This is a genomic window from Pseudomonas sp. S04, assembly GCF_009834545.1.
In the GTDB taxonomy this organism is placed as follows: domain Bacteria; phylum Pseudomonadota; class Gammaproteobacteria; order Pseudomonadales; family Pseudomonadaceae; genus Aquipseudomonas.
Map to the genome: position 1 here is coordinate 5,582,295 of NZ_CP019427.1, position 25,269 is coordinate 5,607,563.

Annotated in this window: 22 protein-coding genes and 1 pseudogene; 9 read left to right on the plus strand and 14 right to left on the minus strand. The window is 62.3% G+C overall.

What is annotated here, in order from left to right:
- Nucleotides 1-52: 52 nt before the first annotated feature.
- The 4 genes from pqqC to PspS04_RS25070 are packed head-to-tail and all read left to right on the plus strand — an operon-like array spanning nucleotide 53 to nucleotide 4,013.
- Complete coding sequence (pqqC, locus tag PspS04_RS25055; protein ID WP_095164263.1) at nucleotides 53-805, plus strand: pyrroloquinoline-quinone synthase PqqC; 753 nt, start codon at nucleotides 53-55, stop codon at nucleotides 803-805.
- A complete protein-coding gene (gene pqqD, locus PspS04_RS25060; RefSeq protein ID WP_095164265.1) occupies nucleotides 802-1,077 on the plus strand; it encodes a pyrroloquinoline quinone biosynthesis peptide chaperone PqqD in 276 nt (91 codons plus the stop codon). Before pqqC ends, pqqD begins: the two co-directional genes overlap by 4 nt.
- Entirely contained in the window at nucleotides 1,049-2,218 is a 1,170-nt protein-coding gene (gene pqqE, locus PspS04_RS25065) for a pyrroloquinoline quinone biosynthesis protein PqqE (RefSeq protein WP_159998241.1), read from the plus strand. The genes pqqD and pqqE overlap by 29 nt, the downstream gene beginning before the upstream one ends.
- On the plus strand, nucleotides 2,184-4,013 hold the full coding sequence (locus PspS04_RS25070) for a S9 family peptidase (protein ID WP_159998243.1): 1,830 nt from the start codon (nucleotides 2,184-2,186) through the stop codon (nucleotides 4,011-4,013). The genes pqqE and PspS04_RS25070 overlap by 35 nt, the downstream gene beginning before the upstream one ends.
- A gap of 33 nt (nucleotides 4,014-4,046) precedes the next feature.
- Here PspS04_RS25070 and PspS04_RS25075 read toward each other — a convergent pair whose 3' ends face one another.
- From PspS04_RS25075 to PspS04_RS25095, 5 genes and pseudogenes are all read right to left on the minus strand, one after another.
- The gene (locus PspS04_RS25075; protein ID WP_003228885.1) at nucleotides 4,047-4,205 is read right to left on the minus strand and encodes a YqaE/Pmp3 family membrane protein; all 159 of its coding nucleotides are present in this window, start codon (nucleotides 4,203-4,205) and stop codon (nucleotides 4,047-4,049) included.
- Nucleotides 4,206-4,314: 109 nt separating this feature from the next.
- A complete protein-coding gene (locus PspS04_RS25080) occupies nucleotides 4,315-4,635 on the minus strand; it encodes a helix-turn-helix domain-containing protein (protein WP_159998245.1) in 321 nt (106 codons plus the stop codon).
- A gap of 24 nt (nucleotides 4,636-4,659) precedes the next feature.
- Nucleotides 4,660-4,860, minus strand: a pseudogene (locus PspS04_RS25085) (type II toxin-antitoxin system RelE/ParE family toxin); the annotation flags it as partial.
- Nucleotides 4,861-5,109: 249 nt separating this feature from the next.
- The gene (locus PspS04_RS25090) at nucleotides 5,110-6,387 is read right to left on the minus strand and encodes an aspartate aminotransferase family protein (RefSeq protein WP_159998249.1); all 1,278 of its coding nucleotides are present in this window, start codon (nucleotides 6,385-6,387) and stop codon (nucleotides 5,110-5,112) included.
- Entirely contained in the window at nucleotides 6,384-7,082 is a 699-nt protein-coding gene (locus tag PspS04_RS25095) for an MOSC domain-containing protein (protein WP_159998251.1), read from the minus strand. The genes PspS04_RS25090 and PspS04_RS25095 overlap by 4 nt, the downstream gene beginning before the upstream one ends.
- A 101-nt stretch (nucleotides 7,083-7,183) precedes the next feature.
- On the opposite strand from PspS04_RS25095, the gene PspS04_RS25100 reads away from it, so the two are divergent.
- Complete coding sequence (locus tag PspS04_RS25100) at nucleotides 7,184-8,113, plus strand: LysR family transcriptional regulator (RefSeq protein ID WP_159998253.1); 930 nt, start codon at nucleotides 7,184-7,186, stop codon at nucleotides 8,111-8,113.
- 234 nt (nucleotides 8,114-8,347) lie between these two features.
- On the opposite strand, the gene PspS04_RS25105 is transcribed toward PspS04_RS25100, so the two are convergent.
- The 9 genes from PspS04_RS25105 to bioB form a co-directional block, all read right to left on the minus strand.
- Nucleotides 8,348-10,126 (minus strand): acyl-CoA dehydrogenase C-terminal domain-containing protein, encoded by a 1,779-nt coding sequence (locus PspS04_RS25105; RefSeq protein WP_159998255.1) that lies wholly within the window; start codon nucleotides 10,124-10,126, stop codon nucleotides 8,348-8,350.
- Between the two features lie 205 nt (nucleotides 10,127-10,331).
- Nucleotides 10,332-12,128 (minus strand): acyl-CoA dehydrogenase C-terminal domain-containing protein, encoded by a 1,797-nt coding sequence (locus PspS04_RS25110; RefSeq protein WP_159998257.1) that lies wholly within the window; start codon nucleotides 12,126-12,128, stop codon nucleotides 10,332-10,334.
- Between the two features lie 90 nt (nucleotides 12,129-12,218).
- Nucleotides 12,219-13,508 (minus strand): GGDEF domain-containing protein, encoded by a 1,290-nt coding sequence (locus tag PspS04_RS25115; protein ID WP_159998259.1) that lies wholly within the window; start codon nucleotides 13,506-13,508, stop codon nucleotides 12,219-12,221.
- A 210-nt stretch (nucleotides 13,509-13,718) separates the two neighbouring features.
- Complete coding sequence (locus tag PspS04_RS25120) at nucleotides 13,719-15,524, minus strand: phenylacyl-CoA dehydrogenase (protein ID WP_095164286.1); 1,806 nt, start codon at nucleotides 15,522-15,524, stop codon at nucleotides 13,719-13,721.
- Between the two features lie 273 nt (nucleotides 15,525-15,797).
- Nucleotides 15,798-16,478 (minus strand): dethiobiotin synthase, encoded by a 681-nt coding sequence (bioD, locus tag PspS04_RS25125; RefSeq protein ID WP_159998261.1) that lies wholly within the window; start codon nucleotides 16,476-16,478, stop codon nucleotides 15,798-15,800.
- Nucleotides 16,475-17,287, minus strand: a complete 813-nt coding sequence (gene bioC / locus PspS04_RS25130; protein ID WP_159998263.1) for a malonyl-ACP O-methyltransferase BioC — start codon at nucleotides 17,285-17,287, stop codon at nucleotides 16,475-16,477. Before bioC ends, bioD begins: the two co-directional genes overlap by 4 nt.
- A complete protein-coding gene (locus tag PspS04_RS25135) occupies nucleotides 17,280-18,011 on the minus strand; it encodes an alpha/beta fold hydrolase (protein WP_095164293.1) in 732 nt (243 codons plus the stop codon). The genes bioC and PspS04_RS25135 overlap by 8 nt, the downstream gene beginning before the upstream one ends.
- Complete coding sequence (gene bioF / locus PspS04_RS25140; protein ID WP_159998265.1) at nucleotides 18,004-19,182, minus strand: 8-amino-7-oxononanoate synthase; 1,179 nt, start codon at nucleotides 19,180-19,182, stop codon at nucleotides 18,004-18,006. Before bioF ends, PspS04_RS25135 begins: the two co-directional genes overlap by 8 nt.
- 143 nt (nucleotides 19,183-19,325) lie before the next feature.
- Nucleotides 19,326-20,381 (minus strand): biotin synthase BioB, encoded by a 1,056-nt coding sequence (gene bioB, locus PspS04_RS25145; protein ID WP_095164297.1) that lies wholly within the window; start codon nucleotides 20,379-20,381, stop codon nucleotides 19,326-19,328.
- 97 nt (nucleotides 20,382-20,478) lie between these two features.
- On the opposite strand from bioB, the gene PspS04_RS25150 reads away from it, so the two are divergent.
- The 4 genes from PspS04_RS25150 to PspS04_RS25165 all read left to right on the plus strand — a co-directional run bounded on the left by PspS04_RS25150 (nucleotide 20,479) and on the right by PspS04_RS25165 (nucleotide 25,137).
- Nucleotides 20,479-21,219 (plus strand): ComF family protein, encoded by a 741-nt coding sequence (locus PspS04_RS25150; RefSeq protein ID WP_159998267.1) that lies wholly within the window; start codon nucleotides 20,479-20,481, stop codon nucleotides 21,217-21,219.
- 58 nt (nucleotides 21,220-21,277) lie between these two features.
- On the plus strand, nucleotides 21,278-22,042 hold the full coding sequence (locus PspS04_RS25155; protein ID WP_159998269.1) for a TOBE domain-containing protein: 765 nt from the start codon (nucleotides 21,278-21,280) through the stop codon (nucleotides 22,040-22,042).
- Nucleotides 22,043-22,115: 73 nt separating this feature from the next.
- Complete coding sequence (locus tag PspS04_RS25160; RefSeq protein ID WP_159998271.1) at nucleotides 22,116-24,017, plus strand: PhoX family protein; 1,902 nt, start codon at nucleotides 22,116-22,118, stop codon at nucleotides 24,015-24,017.
- Nucleotides 24,018-24,162: 145 nt separating this feature from the next.
- Entirely contained in the window at nucleotides 24,163-25,137 is a 975-nt protein-coding gene (locus PspS04_RS25165; protein ID WP_159998273.1) for a serine/threonine protein kinase, read from the plus strand.
- The last annotated feature ends 132 nt before the right edge of the window (nucleotides 25,138-25,269 follow it).

Sequence of the window (25,269 nt, forward strand, 5' to 3'; positions counted from 1 at the left end):
GGCGTCCGAACAAGCACCAAAGCATCCACCGGATGTACACCGGAGAACCGCAATGACCGACACACCGCTGTCCCCCGCCGAGTTCGAAGCCGCGCTGCGGGCCAAGGGCGCCTACTACCACATCCATCACCCGTACCACGTGGCGATGTACGAAGGCCGGGCCAGCCGCGAACAGATCCAGGGCTGGGTCGCCAACCGCTTCTACTATCAGGTGAACATCCCCCTGAAGGACGCGGCGATCCTGGCCAATTGCCCGGACCGCGAGATCCGTCGCGAATGGATTCAGCGCCTGCTCGACCACGACGGTGCGCCCGGTGAAGACGGCGGCATCGAAGCCTGGTTGCGCCTCGGCCAGGCCGTGGGCCTGGACCCCGAGCAACTGCGCTCCCAGGAACTGGTGTTGCCGGGCGTGCGGTTTGCCGTCGACGCCTACGTCAACTTCGCCCGCCGCGCCAGTTGGCAGGAAGCCGCCAGCAGTTCGCTGACCGAACTGTTCGCCCCGCAGATCCACCAGTCGCGCCTGGACAGTTGGCCACAGCACTACCCCTGGATCGACCCGGCCGGTTACCAATACTTCCGCACGCGCCTGGGTCAGGCGCGGCGTGATGTCGAGCACGGGCTGGCGATCACCCTGCAGCACTACACCACCTATGCTGGCCAGCAGCGCATGCTGGAAATTCTCCAGTTCAAACTGGACATACTTTGGAGCATGCTCGATGCCATGAGCATGGCCTATGAACTGAACCGCCCGCCTTACCACAGCGTGACCGAGCAACGGGTCTGGCACCGAGGAATCGCCTTATGAGTTTCGACCGCAGCAGGACCCCCACCTGGCGTCCCGGTTACCGCTTCCAGTACGAGCCGGCGCAAAAAGGCCATGTGCTGCTGTACCCCGAAGGCATGATCAAGCTCAACGAAAGCGCCGCGCTGATTGGCGGCCTGATCGATGGCCAGCGTGACGTCGCCGCGATCATCGCCGAACTGGACAGCCGATTCCCCGGCGTGCCTGAGCTTGGCGAGGATATCGAGCAATTCATGGAGGTCGCCCGTGCACAGCACTGGATCGAACTCGGCTGATCCTGCGGCCCTGCCGGCCAAGCCGGAAGTCGGCCTGCCGCTGTGGCTGCTCGCCGAGCTGACTTACCGTTGCCCGCTGCAGTGCCCCTACTGTTCGAACCCGCTGGACTTCGCCGCACAAGGCCAGGAACTGAGCACCGAACAGTGGCTGAAAGTGTTCCGCGAGGCGCGGGAAATGGGTGCCGCGCAACTGGGCTTCTCGGGTGGCGAACCGCTGGTGCGCCAGGACCTTGCCGAATTGATCGGCGAGGCGCGCAAGCTGGGGTTCTACACCAACCTGATCACCTCGGGCATCGGCCTCACCGAACAGAAAATCAGCGACTTCAAAAAGGCTGGCCTGGACCATATCCAGATCAGCTTCCAGGCCAGCGATGAGCAGGTGAACAACCTGTTGGCCGGCTCGAAAAAAGCCTTCGCGCAGAAACTGGAGATGGCCCGGGCGGTGAAAGCCCATGGCTACCCGATGGTGCTGAACTTCGTCACCCATCGGCACAACATCGACAAGATCGACCGCATCATCGAGCTGTGCATCGCCCTGGAAGCCGACTTCGTCGAGCTCGCCACCTGCCAGTTCTACGGCTGGGCCCAGCTCAATCGGGTCGGCCTGCTGCCGACCCAGGAACAACTGGTGCGCGCCGAACGCATCACCAACGAATATCGCGCCAAACTGCAAGCCCAAGGGCATCCGTGCAAGCTGATCTTCGTCACCCCGGACTACTACGAAGAACGCCCGAAAGCCTGCATGAATGGCTGGGGCAGCATTTTCCTGACCGTCACCCCCGACGGCACCGCGCTGCCCTGTCACGGTGCCCGACAGATGCCGGTACAGTTTCCCAACGTGCGCGAGCACAGCATGCAGCACATCTGGTACGACTCGTTCGGCTTCAACCGCTTTCGCGGTTATGACTGGATGCCCGAGCCGTGCCGCTCGTGTGACGAGAAAGAAAAGGACTTCGGCGGTTGTCGCTGCCAAGCCTTCATGCTCACCGGCGACGCCAGCAACGCTGACCCGGTGTGCAGTAAATCCGAGCATCACGGCATGATCCTCAAGGCGCGCGAAGAAGCCGAGCACGCCACCCAGACCATCGAACAGTTGGCCTTTCGCAATGAACGAAACTCACGCCTCATCGTTAAAGGCTGAAGCCTTGAGCGCCCTCAAAGCCGTGTCCGCGGGGGTCGACTTCGCGGACCTGCAGGTGGGCGCCCAGGGCCTGTTCTGGAATGAATATCGCCCCCAGGATGGCGCCTGCCGGATCTGGCACTGGCGCGAGCAGCACGCCCATTGCCTGACTCCACCCGGTTTCAGCGTGCGCAGCCGAGTCTACGAATACGGCGGCGGTGCATTTTGCCTGGGCGATGACGCGCTGTTCTTCGTCAACGAGGCCGACCAGCAGCTTTACCGCCAAACCCTGACGGGCGCACCACCCCAGGCATTGACCGCGGGCGAGTGCCGATACGGTGATTTGCAGTGGGCCAACGGCCAGGTGTTGGCCGTCGAAGAACTGGCCGACCAGCACCGCCTGGTGGCCATCGCTGCCGACGGTCAACGCCAGCTGCTGGTGGAAGGTGCGGACTTTTACGCCGCGCCGACCTTGAGCCCCGACGCCCGACAACTGGCATGGATCGAGTGGAGCCGCCCCCATCAGCCCTGGACCGCCACGCGCCTGATGCTCGCCCAATTGAATCCCGACGGCAGTCTGGCCCCACCCCGTTGCGTGGCCGGCGCAGACGTCGAAGAATCGCTGCAACAACCGCGCTTCGATGAAAGCGGGCGCTTGTATTGCCTGAGTGACCGAGATGGATTCTGGCAGCCGTGGGTCGACAGCGAATCAGGCTGGCAACCGCTCCCCAGTGCCGTGGCCGACCACGGTCCGGCGCCCTGGCAATTGGGGGGTTGCACCTGGCTGCCACTGGACGAGCAGCGCTACCTGGCCAGTTGGACAGTTGCCGGGTTTGGCCGCCTGGGCCTGTGCTCAGGCCAGCAGGTCGAGGACTACACCGGCGACTACAGCCGCTTTCGCAACCTGGCGCTGGATCAGCAGTTCATCTACTGCATTGCCGCCTCACCGGTCAGTCCCTCTGCCGTCATCGCCATCGACCGCCACAGCCACCAGGTGCAGGTCCTGGCTGGCGGCGTCGCGCTGTTACCCGCCGAGCAGATCAGCCAACCCCAGACCTTGCGCTACCCCAGCGGCAAGGGCGAGGCCCATGGGTTCTTCTACCCAGCCATCGGCAATGTGGAAAAGCCGCCGTTGCTGGTATTCATCCATGGCGGGCCGACCTCGGCCTGCTATCCGATGCTCGATCCACGCATCCAGTATTGGGCCCAGCGCGGCTTCGCCGTGGCCGACCTCAATTACCGCGGCAGCAGCGGCTACGGCCGAGCGTACCGGCAGGCCCTGCATCTGCGCTGGGGCGAGGTGGATGTCGAAGATGCCTGCGCGGTGGTGACGTACCTCGCCGCACAAGGCTTGATCGATGGCGAGCACGCGTTCATTCGCGGCGGCAGTGCCGGCGGCTACACCACCCTGTGTGCCCTGGCGTTTCACCAGGTGTTCCGCGCGGGTGCCAGCCTGTACGGGGTCAGCGACCCTGTCGCCCTGGGCCGTGCTACCCATAAGTTCGAGGGTGATTATCTGGATTGGCTGATCGGCGATCCCATCGCCGACGCCGAGCGCTACGCCGCTCGCACCCCGATGCAACACGCACAGAATATCCAGGTGCCGGTGATCTTTTTTCAAGGCGAACTCGACGCCGTCGTTGTCCCGCAGCAGACCCGCGACATGCTCAAGGCCCTGCAAGACAACGGCATCGCGGCGCAGGCCCATTACTACCCGGACGAACGCCACGGCTTTCGCAAGGCCAGCAATCAGGCCCATGCGCTGGAGCAGGAATGGTTGTTTTATCGCGAGGTGATGAAGCCAGCCCAGGGCTGATCGCAGCGCGGTTCAACGCTGCGATCCACAGGCTTAACGCTTGGCGATGATGTACACCGCGTGAACGATGCCCGGAATATAGCCACACAAGGTCAGCAGGATATTCAGCCAGAACGCGCCGCCGAACCCCACTTGCAGGAATACGCCCAGTGGCGGCAACAGAATGGCGATGATGATGCGAATGAAATCCATAGGGCAGCTCCTGAGTAAGGTGGGCTGTGATCAGCCACACACCTAATCGACCCGCGGCGTTGGCCAGGGTTCCGTAACCTTCCGGCCAGGTGCCACTATTGCGGCCTAGTCAGGCCAGAATCTCCAACCCATGCTTTTGCACGATGCTGAGCAGTTTGAGGGCCATGCCACTGGGTTGTTTGTCGCCGGCTTCCCACTGCTTGACCGTGGAGGCGCTGGTGTTCAAGTAACGGGCAAACACCGGCTGGCTGACGTTGTTGCGCTCACGCAGTTGCTTGATCTCCTGCGCCGCAATCGCCTGGGGTACGTGGGCCAGGCACGTCTCGTCGAATTGGCGCATGGTGGTCTTGCTGATGGCCCCGATCGACAGCAAGGCAGCAGCCGAATCGTGAGCCGACTCAAGGGCTTCACTTTTGAATTTATTGCTCATGGTGCATCTCCACAAATTCCTTCATATCCAGTAACGGCCGCCCTTGGCCAGGATGATCGAACGGTGTCGGTTTTGGTTCCGGCGTTTTTTCCAAACGCCGCCTCCCAGGCTGTCCGCTTGTCCTTTTAACAACTCGGCGAATGCCGACCTCAACTCATCGTCCCCAATCCAGGCTTTGGCAGCCTGGAGGGCAAAACGCTTGGTCTTGAACAGTCTGATACTCATGGACATCCCTTCCCTAAAAAATACCACCTAGTGGTATGGATAGCCAATCCGACCGTCGTCATTTCTGCGCACCGGTATCGGCAATCCTTGCCGACTCCATAAAAAGCCATTGTTGCGGTTACCGCTCAAGCCCTGAATAGGCTCCTGAAAATCGTCGGGACAAAAAAAACGCCCCATGCCAAAAGGATCAGGCATGGGGCGATGCGTTATACCGCGAGACGGTTCGGGAATTCAGGTGTTGCGATCACGTCAGACCGCGATGCCTTTGCGACATTGCAATTGGGCGGTGCGCACCCGGGCAAAGGCGCGCGCCAGGCGCAGGAGCATTTCGTCAATGTTGGCCTGGCTGACGGTCAGCGCCGGGGTGAAGCGCAGGCAGTCGGCTTGTGGGGCGCTGATCAGCAGGCCTTCGTACATCGCGGCCTTGACCACGGCGTCGGCCGAGTCATCGCTGAGCCTGAGCCCCCAGAGCAGGCCGTGACCGCACAACTCGCCGTGCCCGTAGCGATTGGCCAGGCGCGCCAAGCCTTCGTGCAGGTGTTGAGCGCTGTCGCGTACATGTTCGAGAAAACCGTGATCGAGCACGCTATCGAGCACTGCCAGGCCAGCCGATGCCATCAGGGCATTGCCGTGATGGGTGCCGTCCAATTCGCCCGGTTCAAAACAGCAGGCGCTGCCCCGGGCCAGCAAGGCCGCCACCGGCACTCCGCCACCGAGGCCCTTGCCCAACACAACAATGTCGGCCCGCACGCCATACAGCTGTTCAGCCAGCAGTCGACCGCAACGGCCCATGCCGGTTTGCACTTCGTCGAGGATCAGCAGAATCCCCAACTCACGGCACAAGCGCTCGACGCCCTTGAGGTAATGCTCGGTCGCAGGCAGTACACCCGCCGCAGCCTGGATCGGCTCCAGCATGATCGCCACGGTTTGCGCGTCCACCGCCGCGTGCAGCGCCGGCAGGTCGTTGAACGGAACACGGTCGAAGCCCGGGAGCCGGGGCTCGAAGCGATTGTCCTGGCAGTCCGAGGCAGACAACGCAGCAAAGCCATGACCATGGCAACTACCGCTGGCGGTAATGATTCGCGCAGCACCGCCGCGATGCAGTTGGCCCCATTTGCGCGCCAGCTTGATCGCCGCTTCGCACGCCTCACTGCCGGTATTGAGCAGGTACACCTGGTCGCTGCCAGTGCTGTTGCACAGCCGCTCGGCCAGGTTCAACTGGCCGCGATTGAGCAATCCCGAGCCAGGATTGATCAGCGCCTGCGCCTGGGCCGTCAGCACCTTGACCAGTGCCGTGGGGCTATGGCCGAGGCTGTTGGCACCGGCGCCCTGGGTAAAGTCCAGGTAGGCGCGATCGGCGCTGTCCCACAGCCAGGAACCCTGGCCACGGACGAAAATCTGCGGGGCTCGCTCAACACTCGGCATCAGGCACTCACTGGACAGGTTAGCGCTCCTTGCAGGTAACAAACCCTCGGCCGCCAGGTCATCCAGGCTCGGCTGCGGGCGACGCAGGTTGAACAGGTTCATGCGCGCAAGCCCTCCAGCGGCAAGCCCAGCAGACGCGCCGTCCAATCCTCGACCCGCCCGCTGCGCAGGCGCTTGATGGCAATATCGCGCCAGCGCGAAGACAGCGCCGGGCAATCAATCAGCTTTTTCAAACCAGTATGTTCCAGCGGTTCGCGATAAAAACTGCGCAACGCCCAGGCCACGGTCAGGCCGGGGTAACTGCGCTGGATCAGTTCGAACGGTTGCTCGGCGCTGACAAACCCGGGCTTGAGCACGCGGTAGAACCAGCCGCAGCGTCCGGTGTCCTGGGCGAGCTGGGGCAGGATCGGCACACCCCAGCGACGGCTCAGGCGATAGCACGGCGAACGCGGTTGGCTGACCTGCAACAGCGCGCCACCCCAGCGAAACAGATCGCCCAGGCACACTTGCTCTTCACTGAGGCCGTGGGTCGAGAGGTTCTCGCCGAAGGCCGGCGCCTGCCAGTCAATCTGTGGATAACGTTTGCGCCAGTACGCGTAGTGCTCGGCCGGGTAGTGATGCAGGGCCCGCTCGGGACCGGTGTGAAAGCGCGGATCGCCGTGCTCGTCACTGCCCAGGCCCTGCGGCCACAACCAGAGTCGATTGGCAATCCGCTCTTTGTCGGTATCGCTGACCAAGCCCTGCCCCAGGTTTTTTGCCTTGCCTATGTAAACACCATCAACGTAAACGGTATTCATCGCGCTCTCTGGCCCTATAAGCCTTGTGAATGCGGTTAGACTAGGCTTCTGCAGGGCGCTGAGCCATTTCGATTTCCCAGCTTTTTCGATAAGAATTACTTATGGATTTTAAGCAACTGCGTTATTTCGTCGCGGTGTACGAAGAAGGCCATGTCGGCCGGGCCGCCGAACGTCTGTCGATCTCCCAGCCGGCGCTCTCGCAACAGATCCGGCAACTGGAACAGAACCTCGATGTGAGCCTGTTCGAGCGCAGCAGCAAACGGCTGCTGCCCACACTGGCCGCGCATACCCTGTACAACCACGCCCTGCCCTTGCTCGATGGCATGCAACGGGCGCGCGAAGCCTTGGGCAACTTCAAGGGCCAAGCCTCGCGCACCTTGGCCATCGGGGTCCTGCAAACCGTGCACACCAGCCTGGTGCCAAAAATGCTTGAGCGGGTGCGCACGGCCCAGCCCCATTTGGTGGTGCAGATCTACGAGCTCACGGGGCTGGAAATCGAACGCCGCCTGCTTAACGGCTCGCTGGACATCGGCATCAGCTACCTGCCGCCGCGCCAGCCGGGGCTGCATGGCGTGCTGCTGTACGAAGACGAACTGACCCTGGTCATCCCCGTCGACCACCCACTGCGTGAATTCAAGAAAGTCTCCATGAGCCAGGCCGCCGAATTGCCGATGTTGCTGCTGGGCGAGGAGTTTCAGATCCGCCAGATCTGGCAGGGACAACTGGCCAGCCTCGGCCGCCGTCCGCAAGTGCAGGCCGAGCTGAACAACATGGCGGGGATCCTCGACAGTTTGCCCCACACCCGGCTGGCGACTGTTTTGCCCGGACGCTCACAGCGCGAGCATGGCAACAAGGCGTTGTTGTGGAAACCGTTGAGTGAACCGCGGGTGCCGCTGAAGGTGGGGCTGGTCTGTCGGGATGTGCAGCGTCAGCAGGCCACCCTGGAATTGTTGCGCAACCTGCTGGAGGATGTGATGGATGGCCCGGACGGGCGCCTGGCGAGCCCGACTGTTCTGGATGTCCAGGGTTGATGGGCAAAACATAAATCGCAGGCAAAAGAAAACCCCGCCGAAGCGGGGCTTTGCAGACTGTTTCCCTGACATCCATTTCACTCCGCCGTCCTGGCAGAATCCTACGTGTCCGTGTTGTTGCTTTGCGCTTCCTGCGCGACGTCCATATGAGTAGATTAGCTGTGGATCCAATCTGCGAACAGGGGAGAACAGCAGCACGTCATGTAAGCAAATGCTTACATGAGGTTACATTCCTCAGAACTGCGCGGCATCCAACAGGAACAACGACTCGCTGCCGGCTTTGACCGAAGCGCTGAGCGAGTGAATCCGCGGCAGTAAACGGGCGAAGTAGAAGCGTGCAGTGCCCAGCTTGCTGGCGTAGAACTCATCCTGTGTTTCCTTGCCGATGGCAGCCTTGGCCATCAGGGCCCACATGTAGGCGTAGGACACATAGCCAAACACCTGCAAGTATTCGACCGAGGCCGCGCCGATTTCGTTCGGATTACCTTGCACCCGGTCCAGCAGCCAGGCGGTCAGTTCGTCCAGCGTCTCCACTGCACGGTTCAACGGCCGGGTAAATTCACCCAGCTCGGCACCGGCGGTCGCGGTGAAATGACGAATCTCATCAGCGAACAGGTTGTAGAGCGCCCCGCCACTGCCGACGATTTTGCGCCCGACCAGGTCCAGCGCCTGAATGCCGTTAGTGCCCTCGTAGATCTGGGTAATGCGCACGTCGCGTACCAGTTGCTCCTGGCCCCATTCGCGAATGTAGCCATGACCGCCGAACACTTGCTGGCCGTGAATCGTGGTTTCCAGGCCCAGGTCGGTGAGGAACGCCTTGGCGACTGGGGTCAGCAACGCCACCAGGTCTTCGGCACGTTTGCGGGTGGTTGGGTCTTCGCTGAACTTGGCGGTGTCCAGTTGCATGGCCACATAGGTGGAGAAGGCACGGCCACCTTCGTTCGACGCCTTCATGGTCAGCAGCATGCGTCGCACATCAGGGTGAACGATGATCGGGTCGGCAACCTTGTCCTTGTTCTGCGCGCCAGTTGGCGCACGGCTTTGCAGGCGGTCACGGGCGTATTCAACCGCGTTCTGGTAAGAGCGCTCGCCGGTGGCCAGCCCCTGGATACCGACGCCCAGACGCTCGTAGTTCATCATGGTGAACATCGCCGCCAGGCCTTTGTTCGGCTCACCGACCAGGTAACCCACGGCTTCGTCGAAGTTCATCACGCAGGTTGAGGATGCCTGGATACCCATCTTGTGTTCGATCGAACCACAGTTGGCCGGGTTACGTGCGCCCAGGCTGCCGTCGGCGTTGACCATGAATTTCGGCACCAGGAACAGCGAAATGCCTTTCGGACCTGCCGGGGCGTCCGGCAGCTTCGCCAGCACCAGGTGAATGATGTTCTCGGTCAGGTCGTGTTCGCCGCCGGTGATGAAGATCTTGGTCCCACTGACTTTGTAGGAACCATCGGCCTGAGGCTCGGCCTTGGTGCGGATGATCCCCAGGTCAGTCCCGGCATGGGGTTCGGTCAGGCACATGGAACCGGCCCAGACCCCCGCGTACATGTTCGGCAGGTACGTGGCCTTCAGTTCTTCGCTGGCATGAGCGTTGATCGACAGGCAGGCACCGGCGGTGAGCATCGGGTACAGGCCGAACGCCAGGCTGGCGGAGTTGACCATCTCCTCGACCTGGGCCGAAACGGTCTTGGGCATGCCCATGCCGCCGAACGCCGGATCGCCACCGACCCCGACCCAGCCCCCTTCAGCGTAGGTCTGATAGGCCTGTGGGAAACCTGCCGGGGTGGTCACGGCACCGTCACTCCAGTGGCAACCTTCTTCGTCGGCGGCCCGGCTCAGTGGCGCAATGCTTTTGCTGGTGACTTTGCCAGCTTCCTCTAGGATCGCCTCGACGGTCTCGGCATCCACGGTGTCGGCCAAAGCAGGAAGTTCTGCCCAGAGCTTGGCCACCTCGAAAACTTCATTGAGGACGAAGCGCATATCGCGCAGGGGCGCTTTGTAGTCAGCCATGGCAAACCTCGTAATACGTGAAAGGTGATTCGTGGGGATCGGGATACAACAAGTGCCGGGAGTGTACCCGAACAACTTTTGCGACACATAGGGTCGACTCGTGACTTATTTGTAATTTTTAGTCACTAAAAACCATCACGGGCAAGCCTTGCACCGCCTTCCCGGCGCTGCAGGGCTTGCCCGCGATGTGCTTAAACCACCACCATCAAAGCGCAAACAGCCCTGCTGGCAGCTTCATCAGGCAATCACTGCCTGCCTGCACCGCCGCCCGATGGGCCGCCGTGCGCGGCAGCAGACGCTTGAAGTAAAACTCGCAGGTGGCCAATTTGCCCTCACAGTAGTCGGCATCACCACTGCCCGCCTCCAACTGCGCCTGAGCCACCAGCGCCATGCGCAGCCACAGGTAGGCGTGGATGATGTAACCGCTGTACATCAGGTAATCCAGCGCCGCGGCCCCCACTTCATCAGGGTTCTTCAGCGCCGCCATCCCGACCTGGGTGGTCAGTTCACCCCACTGCTGATTGAGCCCGTCGAGCTGCGCGACATACGTCTTGAACTGTGGATGCCCGGCGTTGGCGGCACAGAACTTGTGGACGATTTTGGTAAAACCGCGCAGCAACTGGCCCTGGCTGCCCAGTACCTTGCGCCCCAGCAGGTCCAGCGCCTGGATGCCGTTGGTACCCTCGTAGATCGGCGCAATGCGGCAGTCACGCACCAACTGCTCCATGCCCCACTCGCGGATATAGCCGTGGCCACCAAACACCTGCATCCCGTGGTTGGTCACCTCCAGGCCGGTTTCGGTCATGAACGCCTTGCAGATCGGCGTCAGGAACGCCAACAGGTTCTCGGCGTCCTGGCGTTGCTCGGCGTCGCTGGACAGGTGCGCGGCATCGAGCAATTGGGCGGTGAAGTAGGTCAGCGCCCGGTTGCCTTCGTTGAAGGCTTTCATGGTCAGCAGCATGCGCCGCACATCGGGGTGGACGATGATCGGGTCGGCGGCTTGTTCCGGGGCCTTGGGCCCGGTCAGCGCGCGCATCTGCAGGCGCTCGTTGGCGTACTTGATCGCACCCTGGAAACTCGCCTCGCCCAGGCACAAGCCCTGCATCCCGGTGCCGAGCCGAGCGTGGTTCATCATGGTGAACATGCAGTTCAGGCCTTTGTTCGCCTCGCCGATCAGGTAACCCGTGGCGCCGTCGAAGTTCAGCACGCACGTGGCCGAGGCCTTGATGCCCATCTTGTGCTCGATCGAACCACAGGTAACCCCGTTGCGCTCGCCCGCCTCGCCTTGGCTGTCGGGCAGGAACTTGGGCACGATGAACAGTGAGATACCTTTGGTCCCGGCCGGCGCATCCGGCAGCTTGGCCAGAACGAGGTGAATGATGTTGTCACTCAGGTCGTGCTCACCGGCGGAGATGAAGATCTTGCTGCCGGTGACCGCGTAGCTGCCGTCGGCTTGGGGCACCGCGCGGGTCTTGATGATCCCCAGGTCAGTGCCGCAATGGGCCTCGGTCAGGCACATGGTGCCGGTCCACTGGCCGGCCGTGAGTTTGCCCAGGTAAGCCTGTTTCTGCTGCTCGGTGCCGTGGGCGTGAATGGCCGACATCGCACCGTGGGTCAGGCCCGGGTACATGCCCCAGGAGGTGTTGCTGGAACCGACCATCTCGCTGATCACCAGCCCCAGTGAACTCGGCAACCCTTGTCCACCATACGCTGGGTCCGCCGCCAGCCCATGCCAGCCACCTTCGACATACTGGGCGAACGCCTGCTTGAAGCCCTTGGGGGTGGTGACCACGCCATTGTCGAAATGGCAGCCTTCTTCGTCACCGGAGCGGTTCAGCGGGGCCAGGACGTTTTCGCAGAAGCGGGCGCCCTCTTCGAGGATTGCATTGACCATGTCCGGGCTGGCATCGGTAGCCCCGAGCGCGGCGTAGTTGGCATGGAAGTCAAACACGTGGTCGATCAGAAAGCGCATGTCGCGCAGGGGGGCTTTGTACTCAGGCATGGTCATTGCTCCGTCAGCAGATCCCTGCAACCTACTGCCGCACGCCCCCCCGAACAATCACAGTGCAGGCGCTGAATGCGCCATCATCACTCAATCCGTTGCCCCGTCCATGCGCACCGCGCCACGGCGGTTCTGCCCAAACGCCATCACACAATTTCGCCCGGCCCCCTTGGCGCTGTAGAGTGCCTGGTCGGCGCTTTTCAACACCTCTTCCGGCGTACGCTGCGCCAGGCGCTCGGCAACCCCGATGCTCACCGTGACCGCCACGCTGCAAGCACTGGCCCCGGAGCGGCGCTGCCGACCTTGTTGATCGTCCAGGGGCCGGCTGTCTTGATTGCGCAGCTGAATGTTGTAGCTGGCAATCGCTTCGCGGATCTCCTCCAAGTACGGCAAACACTCTTCAAGGCTCTTGGCCGCGAATACCAGGGCAAACTCTTCGCCGCCATAACGATAGGCACGGCCACCGCCACCGATCTTCGACAACTTACTGGCCACCAGGCGCAGCACCTGGTCGCCGACATCATGACCGTGGGTGTCGTTGAATTTCTTGAAGTGATCGACGTCGCTCATGGCCAGCACGTAATTGCGGCCCAGCCGTTGCAAGCGCTCGTTCAGCGCCCGCCGCCCGGGCAAACCGGTCAGCTCATCGCGAAACGCCATCTGGTAGGCCTCGTGTGCCACCGCAGCGGCGATCATCAACATCACCTGGCTGCACATGATGTTCAGGGTAAACGGCAGGATGAAGGTCTTGGGCAGCATCCAGAACAAACCGAGCAGGCCCACCAGTTGTGCCGCGTGCAAAGGTCGGGGATGGCGCCAATATTGGTAGGCCAATAACCCAAAGGCCGCGAGGAACAGCGGGTACGCCAGCTGGATCAGGCTCATCCAGGCCCCATGCAGCGCCGGCCAACGGATTTCCGCCAGCCAGGCCTGCACGGCCTGGGGATAACTTTGCTCCAGGGCCAGGGCCACACTGCCCACGGCCAGCAGTACCGCGAACCGCGCGACCAGGTCCTGAAACAGATGGGTCCGCTCCTGCCACGCCGCGAATGTCCCGTACAACACGGGCAGCAGCAGGCAGCAGAGATGGAAGATCACCGCGGCGTCTTCGCGTACCCCGCCAAAGTCACGGTAATAGTCGGTTTGGGTGTCGAGCAGAAAGTAGGCGATGTACACCGTGACCATCAGGAACAGTTCACGTTGGCGTCGGTAAACCGCGCAGTACGCGCCGCCGAGCAGCAACACCAGGGTCGGCAGGACGTTGAACAACGAGGTGAAAAACACGTTGAGTTCCCTGACGTAAGCCACTGCGAGGCCTGCGAGCAACAGCAGCAGCGAAGGCAGGAAGTGACTCAAACGTACAGCAGAGGAACGCGACAAGGGTAAAGCTCCGGCCCGGCAAATTGATTGATGGCATTATGCCTTCATGCTGGCACGACAGTGCATGAAATGTACTGTCTACGGTTCTTTAACGGCCGCCATAGCGCACGGTTGGGTGTTTCAGCCGGGAGTTTGTATCGCTTTATTTCGGGAATAAAAAAACCGCTGCACCCGAAGGTGCAGCGGTTTGTTGAAGGACCTGCCTTAGGCTCAGTAGCCCAGTGCGAAGTCTTCTTCTTTCATGTCCATCAGGTTGTTGGCGCCCGACAGCATGGTTACAACGTGAGTGCGGGTACGCGGCAGGATACGCTGGAAGTAGAATCGCGCAGTCTGCAACTTGGCGGTGTAGAACGCCTCTTCGGTCGTGCCGGCAGCCAGTTTTTCGGCTGCCAGGCGCGCCATGTCAGCCCAGAAGTAGGCCAGGCAGACGTAGCCGGAGTACATCAGGTAATCCACGGAAGCCGCGCCCACTTCTTCGCGGTCTTTCATCGCGGCCATGCCGACCTTCATGGTCAATTCGCCCCACTCTTTGTTCAGTGCTGCCAGCGGTGCCACGAATTCCTGGACCGCTTCGTTGCCTTCGTTGGTCTGGCAGAACTTGTGCACGATCTTGGTGAAGCCTTTCAGAGCCTCGCCTTGGGTCATCAGCACTTTACGACCCAGCAGGTCGAGAGCCTGGATGCCGGTAGTGCCTTCGTACAGCATGGAAATACGGCTGTCGCGAACGTTCTGCTCCATGCCCCACTCGGCGATGAAGCCGTGGCCGCCATAGATCTGCACGCCGTGGTTGGCCGATTCAAAACCGACTTCGGTCATGAAGGCTTTGGCGATTGGCGTCATGAAGGCCAGCAGTGCGTCGGCTTTCTTCTTCTCTTCTTCATCTACGCCGTACTTGACGATGTCGACCTGCTTGGCGGTGAAGTAAACCATTGCACGGTTGCCTTCGGCGAATGCCTTCATGGTCAACAGCATGCGACGAACATCCGGGTGCACGATGATCGGGTCAGCGGCTTTTTCCGGGGCTTTCGGCCCGGTCAGGGAGCGCATCTGCAGGCGATCGCGAGCGTATTTCAGGCCACCCTGGAAGCCGATTTCGGCGTGGGCCAGGCCTTGCAGGGCGGTACCCAGGCGTGCGGTGTTCATGAAGGTGAACATGCAGTTCAGGCCTTTGTTCGCCGGGCCGATCAGGAAACCGGTGGCCTCGTCGAAGTTCATCACGCAGGTGGCGTTGCCGTGGATACCCATCTTGTGTTCCAGGGAACCACAGGTCACGGCGTTGCGCGCACCGATGCTGCCATCGGCGTTGGGCATGAACTTTGGAACGATGAACAGGGAAATGCCTTTGGTGCCAGCCGGAGCGTCCGGTAGGCGGGCCAGTACGATGTGGACGATGTTATCGGCCATGTCGTGTTCACCGGCCGAGATGAAAATCTTGGTCCCGGAAACCTTGTACGAACCATCGGCCTGTGGCTCGGCCTTGGTGCGCAGCATGCCCAGGTCGGTGCCGCAGTGCGGTTCGGTCAGGCACATGGTGCCGGTCCATTCGCCGGAAACCAGCTTGGTCAGGTAAGCCTCTTGCTGCTCTGGCGTGCCGTGCTCGGAGATGGTGTTCATCGCGCCGTGCGACAGGCCAGGGTACATGCCCCACGACCAGTTGGACTCGCCAACCATTTCGCTGACTGCCAGGCCCAGGGACTCCGGCAGGCCTTGGCCGCCGTGCTCGATGTCGTGCGCCAGGCTCGGCCAGCCGCCTTCAACGAATTGTTTGTAGGCTTCCTTGAAACCAGTTGGCGTCTTAACGCCCGACTCGCTCCAGGTGCAGCCTTCGGTGTCACCCACGCGGTTCAGCGGAGCCAGCACCTGCTCACAAAACTTGGCGCCTTCCTCGAGAATGGCGTTAACCATGTCCGGGGTAGCGTCCTGGCAAGCCGGAAGGCTCTGATAGTGCGCTTCGTAGCCGAGCAGTTCGTCACGAACGAAGCGAATATCACGCAAGGGGGCCTTGTAGTCAGGCATAGCGATAAACCTCTGCTGATGTAACCGGGAATGAACGACCGCGATGATTTGTTGTGACGGTCAAACAGTTGTTTGAAACATACGTTTACGCTGAAATCTTGTCAAGCGTCGATCCTTCGCCGTTCGTCAACGGCCTCCTGAATTACGCACACAACAAAGCGCACGGCCGATGCACAAAGCATCACCGTGTGTCACAAAGATTAGTTGAAGGAGCAGCAATAGCCCGGCCCGACAGCGTATCCATCACGCTGTCGACCACGGAAGGAGTGGGCGTTAGTCGAGCAGATCCAGTTGCAGGTGTTCGGCCACCGCTTCGGCGGTGACCACCTTGAGTTTCGGCACCCGTCCCAGGCAAGGCGCGGGCAGTCGCTCGGCCAGGGTTGCGAGGTTTTCTTCCAGGCGTGAGGTCTTGGGTTCGATGATATTGGCCACCCACCCGGCCAGTTGCAGTCCGTCGCGGGCAATCGCTTCGGCGGTCAGCAAGGCGTGATTGATGCACCCCAGGCGCACCCCGACCACCAGGATCACCGGCAGACCGAGCGCCATCGCCAGGTCCGACAGGTTGTCTTGGTCGGCCAGCGGCACACGCCAGCCACCGGCGCCCTCGATCAAGGTGAAGTCCGCCTGCTTATCGAGGATATGGCGCATCGGCGCCACCAGCGACTGGACCGTCAGCGCAACACCGGCCTCGCGTGCCGCCAGATGGGGGGCGATGGCCGGCTCGAACGCCTGCGGATTCACCTCGGTGTAGGTCAGCGGCAACGAACACTGTGCCAGCAACGCCAGTGCATCGGCATTGCGCAGGCCCTTGGGCGTCACGTCGCAACCGGAAGCCACTGGCTTGCCGGCCGCGGTGCTCAACCCTGCCAAGCGTGCGGCGTGCAACAGGCCGGCGGCCACCGTGGTCTTGCCGACATCGGTATCGGTGCCCGTGATGAAATACGCTGCGCTCATCGAGGTTTCTCCAATACGGCATAGACCACCTGATACGTGGCTGGCAGCCCTTGCGCCTGACGGAACTGCTCATAGGCGGCGATCAAACCACTGATGCGCGCCCGACCTGTCAGCCCACCTGGCCGACCCGGATTCAGATTATGCGCGCCCAGCGCTTTAAGTTCATGGGTCAAGCTGCGCACGTCCGGATAATGCAGCACATGGGCACACTGCTGCAGGTCCAGCACGTTCAAACCGCTGGCCGCACATAACTGCTGATAGCGGCTGAACTCACGGAACCGATTGACGTGCACCTGGCCGTCGACCTGCCGCCAACTGTCGCGCAGTTCATACAACGTGCCGACGCACAGGCTGGCAAAGGCCAACACTCCTCCCGGCTTGAGCACCCGATAGGCTTCACTGAGCACCGTGGCAAAATCGGCGCACCACTGCACCGCCAGGCTGGAAAACACCAGTTCGCAACTGGCGTCCTGCAGGGGCAGGCGTTCCGCGTCCCCGGCAATGAAATGCTGCGCCCCGCCCAAGGGCCTGGCGTGCTTGAGCATGCCTTCAGCAATGTCCAGTGCCACTCCGGCGCTCGCAGGAAACCGCTCTTGCAACGCTCGGCTGAAATACCCGGTGCCGCAGCCCATGTCTAGCCAAACAGCAGGGACAAAATCTTCCGGTAACCGACGTAACAACTCACTACCCACGTCGCGCTGCAACTCGGCCACGCTGTCGTAACTGGCCGCCGCCCGGGAAAAGGACGCCGCGACCTGGCGCTTGTCGGGCAAACCGCCGGGCAGGTTGGGAAGAGACAAATCAGTCATCACCGCACTCGTGCAAAAAGGCCTGGATCGCCCCCGCCACACCGTGGGGGTCTTCCAGAAGAAACGCATGACTGGCCTGTTCAATCAGACCAATTTCAACATCGGGCAACAGGCTCAACAGCTCGCCCGCAGCCTCGGCCGGCACCAAGCCATCGAGGCCGGCAAACAGATGCAACTGCGGCCCGCGGAAAGCCTGCAAGGCCTTGCGGGTGTCCAGTTGGGCCAGCAGTTCCAGGCCACTCATCAGCACCGCTGGCGCCGTATGGGGGGCTCCGCCCAACAACAGCCGCGACAGGCCGCGCGAGTCTTCGGCGCCCTGGGCGCAGAGCAGGCTGAAGCGTTTGAGGGTGGTGCGCGGGTCGGCGTTGCAACCGGCCAGGAACCCGTCGAACGTCTGCGCCGGCATGGCGCTGGACCACTCGGCATGGGCGACAAACGATGGATTGCTCGCCAGCGTCAGCAAGCCACAGCAGCGCTCGCCACGGCGGGCGGCCAGTTCTGCGGCGAGCATCCCGCCCAGTGACCAACCGCCCAGCCAGGCGTCTTGCGGCACACTGGCGTCGAGTTCTTCGAGCCATTCATCAAGGTCGCTGGAGTCCAGCTCCGGCAAGGGTTCGATCTCCACCCGCAGGTGTTCGTCGAGACCTTGCAACGCGGCCGCCAACGGCTCCAGTGGAGAAATACCCAGGCCCCAGCCCGGCAACAGAATCAGTCGATCACGCATGGTTCGCCGCCGCTCCCAGATGCTGTACACAATCGGCCAGCCCTTCTAACAATAGCTGCACCTGTGCCTCGCTGTGGGCGGCGGTCAGGGTCACGCGCAAACGGGCGCTGCCGGCCGGCACGGTGGGTGGGCGAATCGCCGTGACCATCAACCCGCGCTCACGCAGCATCTGCGAGAACCGCAGCGCTCGCCCGGCATCGCCGATCATGATCGGCTGAATCGGCGTGGCGCTGTCCATCAGTTCCAGGCCAATCTGTTCGGCACCCTGGCGGAACTGACGGATCAGCACCTGCAGATGCTCACGTCGCCAATGCTCGCTGCGCAACAACTCCAGGCTCTTGAGGGTCGCGCAGGCCAGGGCCGGCGGTTGGCTGGTGGTGTAGATGTACGGGCGAGCGAATTGGATCAGGCTTTCGATCAACTCTTCACTGCCAGCCACAAACGCACCGGCCGTACCGAAGGCCTTGCCGAGGGTGCCGACCAATACCGGCACATCCTCCTGGCTCAGGCCGAAATGCTCGACCACTCCACCGCCAGTGGCACCCAGCGGACCAAAACCGTGGGCGTCATCGACCATCAGCCAGGCGCCCCTGGCTTTGGTTTCCCGAGCCAGGGCAGGCAAGTCGGCAATGTCGCCGTCCATGCTGAACACGCCATCGGTGACCACCAGGGTATTGCCGGTGGCCTTCTCCAGGCGCCTGGACAGGCTTACGGAGTCGTTGTGCAGGTAGCGATTGAAACGCGCGCCCGACAACAGCCCCGCATCCAGCAACGACGCGTGATTGAGCCGATCTTCGAGCACTGTATCGCCCTGCCCGACCAGCGCGGTTACCGCTCCGAGGTTGGCCATGTAACCGGTGGTGAACAGCAGCGCCCGCGGGCGACCGGTCAGGTCGGCTAGGGCCTCTTCCAGTTCGTGGTGCGGCGTGCTGTGGCCGATCACCAGGTGTGAAGCGCCACCGCCCACACCCCAGCGTGCCGCGCCCGCGCGCCAGGCTTCAATCACTTGGGGATGATTGGCCAGGCCCAGGTAATCGTTGTTGCAGAACGCCAGCAACGGCTGTCCATCGACCACCACTTGTGGGCCCTGCGGGCTCTGCAGCAGTGGACGTTGACGGTACAGGTGTTCGGCACGACGGGCCGCAAGACGCGCGGCGAGATCGAAAGACATGCAGACCTCGATTAGCGCTCAACCCTGTGGGAGCTGGCTTGCCTGCGATGACGGCGGCACATTCAGCATCAATGTGCCCGACAGACCGCTATCGCAGGCAAGCCAGCTCCCACACTGGACCGCACTTCGACAAGAGATATGACTTAAACAGCCGCGTTGTAGAACTGCTCGCTGCTTTTCTGTTCTACCAGCGCCTGTTCGATGGCGGCCTGGTGGACCTCGTCGGCGTGCTCTTCGCGAGCCTCCGGCAAGATGCCCAGGCGCGCGAACAGCTGCATGTCCTTGTCGGCCTGCGGGTTGGCGGTGGTCAGCAATTTGTCGCCGTAGAAAATCGAGTTGGCACCGGCGAAGAAGGCCAGGGCCTGCATTTGCTCGTTCATGGCCTCACGGCCAGCCGACAGGCGCACATGGGATTGAGGCATCAGGATGCGCGCGACGGCCAGCATGCGAATGAAGTCGAACGGGTCGATGTCTTCGGCGTTCTCCAGCGGTGTGCCCGCCACTTTCACCAGCATGTTGATCGGCACCGACTCCGGGTGCTCCGGCAGGTTGGCCAACTGGATCAGCAGGTTGGCGCGATCGTCCAGCGACTCGCCCATGCCCAGGATCCCGCCCGAGCAGATCTTCATCCCCGAATCACGCACATAGGCCAGGGTCTGCAGACGCTCGCTGTAGGTGCGGGTGGTGATGATGCTGGTGTAGAACTCCGGCGAGGTATCGAGGTTGTGGTTGTAGTAGTCCAGGCCCGCTTGCGCCAGGGCCGCGGTCTGGTCCTGGTCGAGCCGGCCCAGGGTCATGCAGGTTTCCAGGCCCATGGCCTTGACGCCTTTGACCATCTCCAGCACGTAGGGCATGTCTTTGGCCGAGGGGTGTTTCCACGCCGCGCCCATGCAGAAACGGGTCGAACCAATGGCCTTGGCACGAGCGGCCTCTTCCAGGACCTGCTGCACTTGCATCAGCTTTTCTTTTTCCAGGCCGGTGTTGTAGTGACCGGACTGCGGACAATATTTGCAATCTTCCGGGCAAGCGCCGGTCTTGATCGACAGCAGGGTCGAGACCTGGACGCGGTTGGCATCGAAATGCGCACGGTGCACCGTCTGCGCCTGGAACAACAGGTCATTGAAAGGCTGAACGAACAGCGCTTTAACTTCGGCCAAAGACCAATCGTGACGCAATTTGGCGGTGATGCTGGCGCTCATCGGCTCATTTCCTTTCTTATGCTTTGGCACGTACCCCGGGAAAAACCGAATTCCCACAGGCACAACACGGATGTTTCAGCATATTTAAGGAAGACTCATGCGCTGTCAACCACAGTACGAATGGCCGGTTTACATCTGGTTAAAAAACACACAACAATGTTTGCTCTGCAACGATCCAGCCGACACCCCGCAGCCCATTTGCCAACCCTGTGAAACCGAACTGCCCTGGCTGGTCGAACATTGCACGGTCTGCGCATTGCCCCTGGCCGTCAGCGGCCAGGTCTGCAGCCAGTGTCTGAGCGCCCCTCCGGCCTTCGCACAGGTGATCGCGCCCTGGTCCTATAGCTTTCCGGTCGACAGCTTGATCACCCGTTTCAAGCACTCGGCGAACTGGCCCTATGGCCGCCTGTTGGGCGAACTTCTCGGACAATTCGTGCAACATTGCTTCGATGAAGGTTTACCGCGCCCCGCCGCACTGGTGCCGGTACCGCTGGCACGCCAAAGGCTTCGCGCGCGAGGTTTTAATCAGGCGGCGATGCTGGCCAACTGGCTTAGCGCCAACTTGCAGGTACCCAGCGAGGAACACCTGCTCCAACGCATCCACGACACCACCGCGCAGCAGGACCTCAGCGCCAGGGCGCGCCAGCAGAACCTGCGCAACGCCTTCGCGCTGACCCCGCAGGCAGCAATTAAAGGCCGGCACCTGGCCTTGGTCGACGATGTGCTGACCACCGGCGCCACCGCCCAGAGCCTGGCGCGCCTGTTGATCGACGCGGGCGCCAGCCGCGTCGATGTCTATTGCCTGGCGCGCACCGCAAAACCCGGCGCGCCAACTTGACTCCGACGCGCCGAGCCGCCAACGTCCGAGTCCATCACCCGTACTCGCAGCGCAGATCATGTCCTTGCCTACTTTGTTGTCTCAACACATTGTCCGTCGCCCGCAACGCATTGCGCTGCTGCAGCACATTGCCGAACAGGGTTCGATCACCCGCGCCGCGAAAAGCGCCGGGCTCAGCTACAAGGCGGCGTGGGATGCCATCGATGAACTCAACAACCTGGCACAAAAGCCCCTGGTGGAGCGCAGTGTCGGCGGCAAGGGCGGCGGTGGCGCGCGACTGTCCAGCGAGGGCGAGCGCGTGCTGCGCCTCTACCTGCGCCTGCAGGCCTTGCAAGCGCAGGTCCTGGAGGCGGCAGAAGATGCCAGCGACCTCGACCTGCTCGGTCGCCTGATGCTGCGCACCAGCGCCCGCAACCAGTTGCATGGCACGGTCGCCGGTATCGAGGCCCAAGGGCGCAATGACCTGATCGCCCTGACCCTGGCGGGCGGCCTGACCCTGCACGCGCAAATCACCCACGACAGCACCCAGCATCTGGACCTGCAAGCCGGCACCGAAGTGGTCGCGCTGATCAAGGCCGGCTGGCTCGAGTTGCTGGCGAGCGAACACGCGCCTACGCCTGGCTATAACTCCCTGAACGGTACGATCGAGCAGATTCTCGACGCCGAAGACGGCCCCAGTGAGGTGCGAATCGTCCTACCCAACGGTCAGACCTTGTGCGCCCTGGCCGAGCCATTGCACCTGCGGAGCAACTCCCTGCTGATTGGCAAACCGGTGCGGGTGCAATTCTCCCCTGCCAACGTGTTGCTCGGCACACCGCTGTGAACCGCTGAGCTCTGCAATATTTGTGTCATCAACGCCCCTTATGGTGACTGCCAAAACCAGCAGGGAGCCTGATGTGAGCCTATTAGAAGAAAACCAAGCCACCGACCTCGAACAAATCGTCGGCCTCAGCCGTCGCGGTTTTATCAGTGCCGGTGCGCTGTGCGGTGCCGCGATGTTCCTCGGCGGCAACCTGTTGAGCCGCAGCGTGATGGCCGCCAGCGTCAGTGCCGCCAACAGCAAATTGCTGGGTTTTGCCAGTATCGCCGCCGCCACCAGTGACACCATCAGCCTGCCGGCGGGCTACACCTCCTCGGTATTGATCAGTTGGGGCCAACCCCTGCACAAGGACGGCCCGGCCTTTGACCCCAGTGGCAACGGCACCGCCCTGCAGCAGGAAGCCCAGTTCGGCGACAACAACGATGGCATGAGCCTGTTCGCGTTCCCGGACGACGACAACCGCGCATTGATGGCCATCAACAACGAATACACCAACTACCGCTACCTCTACCCCCACGGCGGCATGCCGCAATCGGCCGAAGAAGTGCACAAGGCCCTGGCCTGCGAAGGCGTATCGGTCATTGAAGTGCAGCGCCAGGACGGCCAATGGCACTTCGTCCAGGGCTCGCGCTACAACCGCCGCATCCACGGCAACGCGCCGATTCGTGTCGGTGGCCCGGCCGCCGGCCACGCCTTGTTGCAGACCAGCGCCGATCCCAAAGGCCTGAATGTGCTCGGCACGTTCCAGAACTGCGCCAACGGCAAGACGCCCTGGGGCACCTACCTGACCTGCGAAGAGAACTTCACCGACTGTTTTGGCAGCAGCAATGCCGATCAGAAGTTCGACGCCGCGCAAAAACGCTACGGTGTAGTGGCGACCAGCAAAGAGATCAACTGGCACCCCCACGATCCGCGTTTTGACCTGGCGAAAAACCCCAACGAGCTCAATCGCCACGGCTGGGTGGTGGAAATCGATCCGTTCGACCCGCAGTCAACCCCGGTCAAGCGCACCGCCCTGGGCCGTTTCAAGCACGAAAACGCCGCCCTAGCCGAAACCCATGACGGGCGTGCGGTGGTGTACATGGGCGACGACGAGCGTGGCGAGTTCATCTACAAGTTCATCAGCCGCGACAAGATCGACCACCAGAACCCCAAGGCCAACCACGACCTGCTGGACCATGGCACCTTGTACGTCGCCCGTTTTGATGCCGGCGACAGCAACCCCGATCACCCCAAGGGCCAGGGCCAGTGGGTCGAACTGAGCCACGGCAAGAACGGCATCGACGCCAGCAACGGCTTTGCCGATCAGGCCGAGGTGCTGATTCACGCGCGCCTGGCGGCCAGCGTGGTCGGCGCAACGCGCATGGACCGCCCGGAGTGGATTGTCGTCAGTCCGAGCGACGGCCAGGTCTATTGCACCCTCACCAACAACGTCAAGCGTGGGGAAGAGGGGCAGCCAGCGGGCGGACCGAACCCGCGGGAGAAGAACGTCTACGGGCAGATCCTGCGCTGGCGCACCGAGGGCGACGACCATGCCTCGCCGGCGTTCGCCTGGGACCTGTTCGTGGTTGCCGGCAACCCGACGCTACACGCTGGCACGGCCAAGGCCGGCTCGTCGAACATCACCCCGCAGAACATGTTCAACAGCCCCGATGGCCTGGGCTTCGACCAGGCCGGTCGCCTGTGGATCCTGACCGACGGCGACTCCAGCAATGCCGGGGACTTCGCCGGCATGGGCAACAACCAGATGCTCTGCGCCGACCCTGAAACCGGGGAAATCCGCCGCTTCATGGTCGGCCCGGTAGGTTGTGAGGTCACAGGCATCAGCTTCTCGCCCGACCAGAAAACCCTGTTTGTCGGCATTCAGCACCCCGGTGAGAACGGCGGTTCGACCTTCCCCGAGCACCTGCCCAACGGCAAGCCGCGCTCCTCGGTCATGGCCATCCGCCGGGAAGACGGCGGGATCGTCGGCGCCTGACCCGGCCCTTCGCGAACCGGCTCGCCTGCACAGCCAACTGTGCGAGCCGGCTCGCGATGCCATCTGCACAGCCCCCACCTATCTGCGTCCGTCTGCGCTACCATGCTTGGCCGGACGCGGCAGCCTGCTGCGCGCAGGAGTCAGCATGTCTCACCCGTTTGAAACACTTACCCCCGATCTGGTGCTCGATGCCGTTGAAAGCATCGGCTTTCTCAGCGACGCCCGCGTCCTGGCACTCAACAGCTACGAAAACCGCGTGTATCAGGTCGGCATCGACGACAGCGAACCCCTGATCGCCAAGTTCTATCGCCCGCAGCGCTGGACCAACGAAGCCATTCTCGAAGAACACCGCTTCACCTTCGAGCTGGCCGAGTGTGAAGTGCCGGTGGTGGCGCCGCTGATTCACAATGGCGAAAGCCTGTTCGAACACGCCGGTTTTCGCTTCACCCTGTTCCCGCGCCGTGGCGGCCGTGCCCCGGAGCCGGGCAATCTCGACCAGCTCTACCGCCTGGGCCAGTTGCTCGGGCGTTTGCACGCGGTGGGCTCGACCCGCCCGTTCGAACACCGCGAAGCACTGGGAGTGAAGAATTTCGGCCATGACTCGCTGAACACCCTGCTCGAAGGCAATTTCGTACCGCGCAGCTTGCTGCCCGCCTACGAGTCAGTGGCACGCGATCTGCTCAAGCGCGTGGAAGAGGTGTACGCCAGCACGCCGCACAAGAACATCCGCATGCACGGCGACTGCCACCCCGGCAACATGATGTGCCGCGATGAGATGTTCCATATCGTCGACCTCGACGACTGTCGCATGGGCCCGGCGGTGCAGGACCTGTGGATGATGCTTGCTGGCGATCGCCAGGAATGCCTCAGCCAATTGTCGGAGCTGATGGACGGCTACCGCGAGTTCCACGACTTCGACCCGCGCGAACTGGCGCTGATCGAGCCGCTGCGCGCCCTGCGCCTCATGCACTACAGCGCCTGGCTGGCCCGTCGCTGGGACGACCCGGCATTCCCCCGCAGCTTCCCCTGGTTCGGCACCGAGCGTTACTGGGGCGACCAGGTGCTGGCGTTGCGTGAGCAATTATCGGCGTTGAACGAAGAGCCCCTGAAACTCTTCTGACCCATACAAATCCCCCCTGTAGGAGCGAGCACCCGCTTGCGGCCTGCTCGCGAAGAACGCAAGGGCAACGCGTTTATCCAGACAGCACGCGTTATCGTTAACGTCCATCGCGAGCAGGCCGCAAGCGGGCGC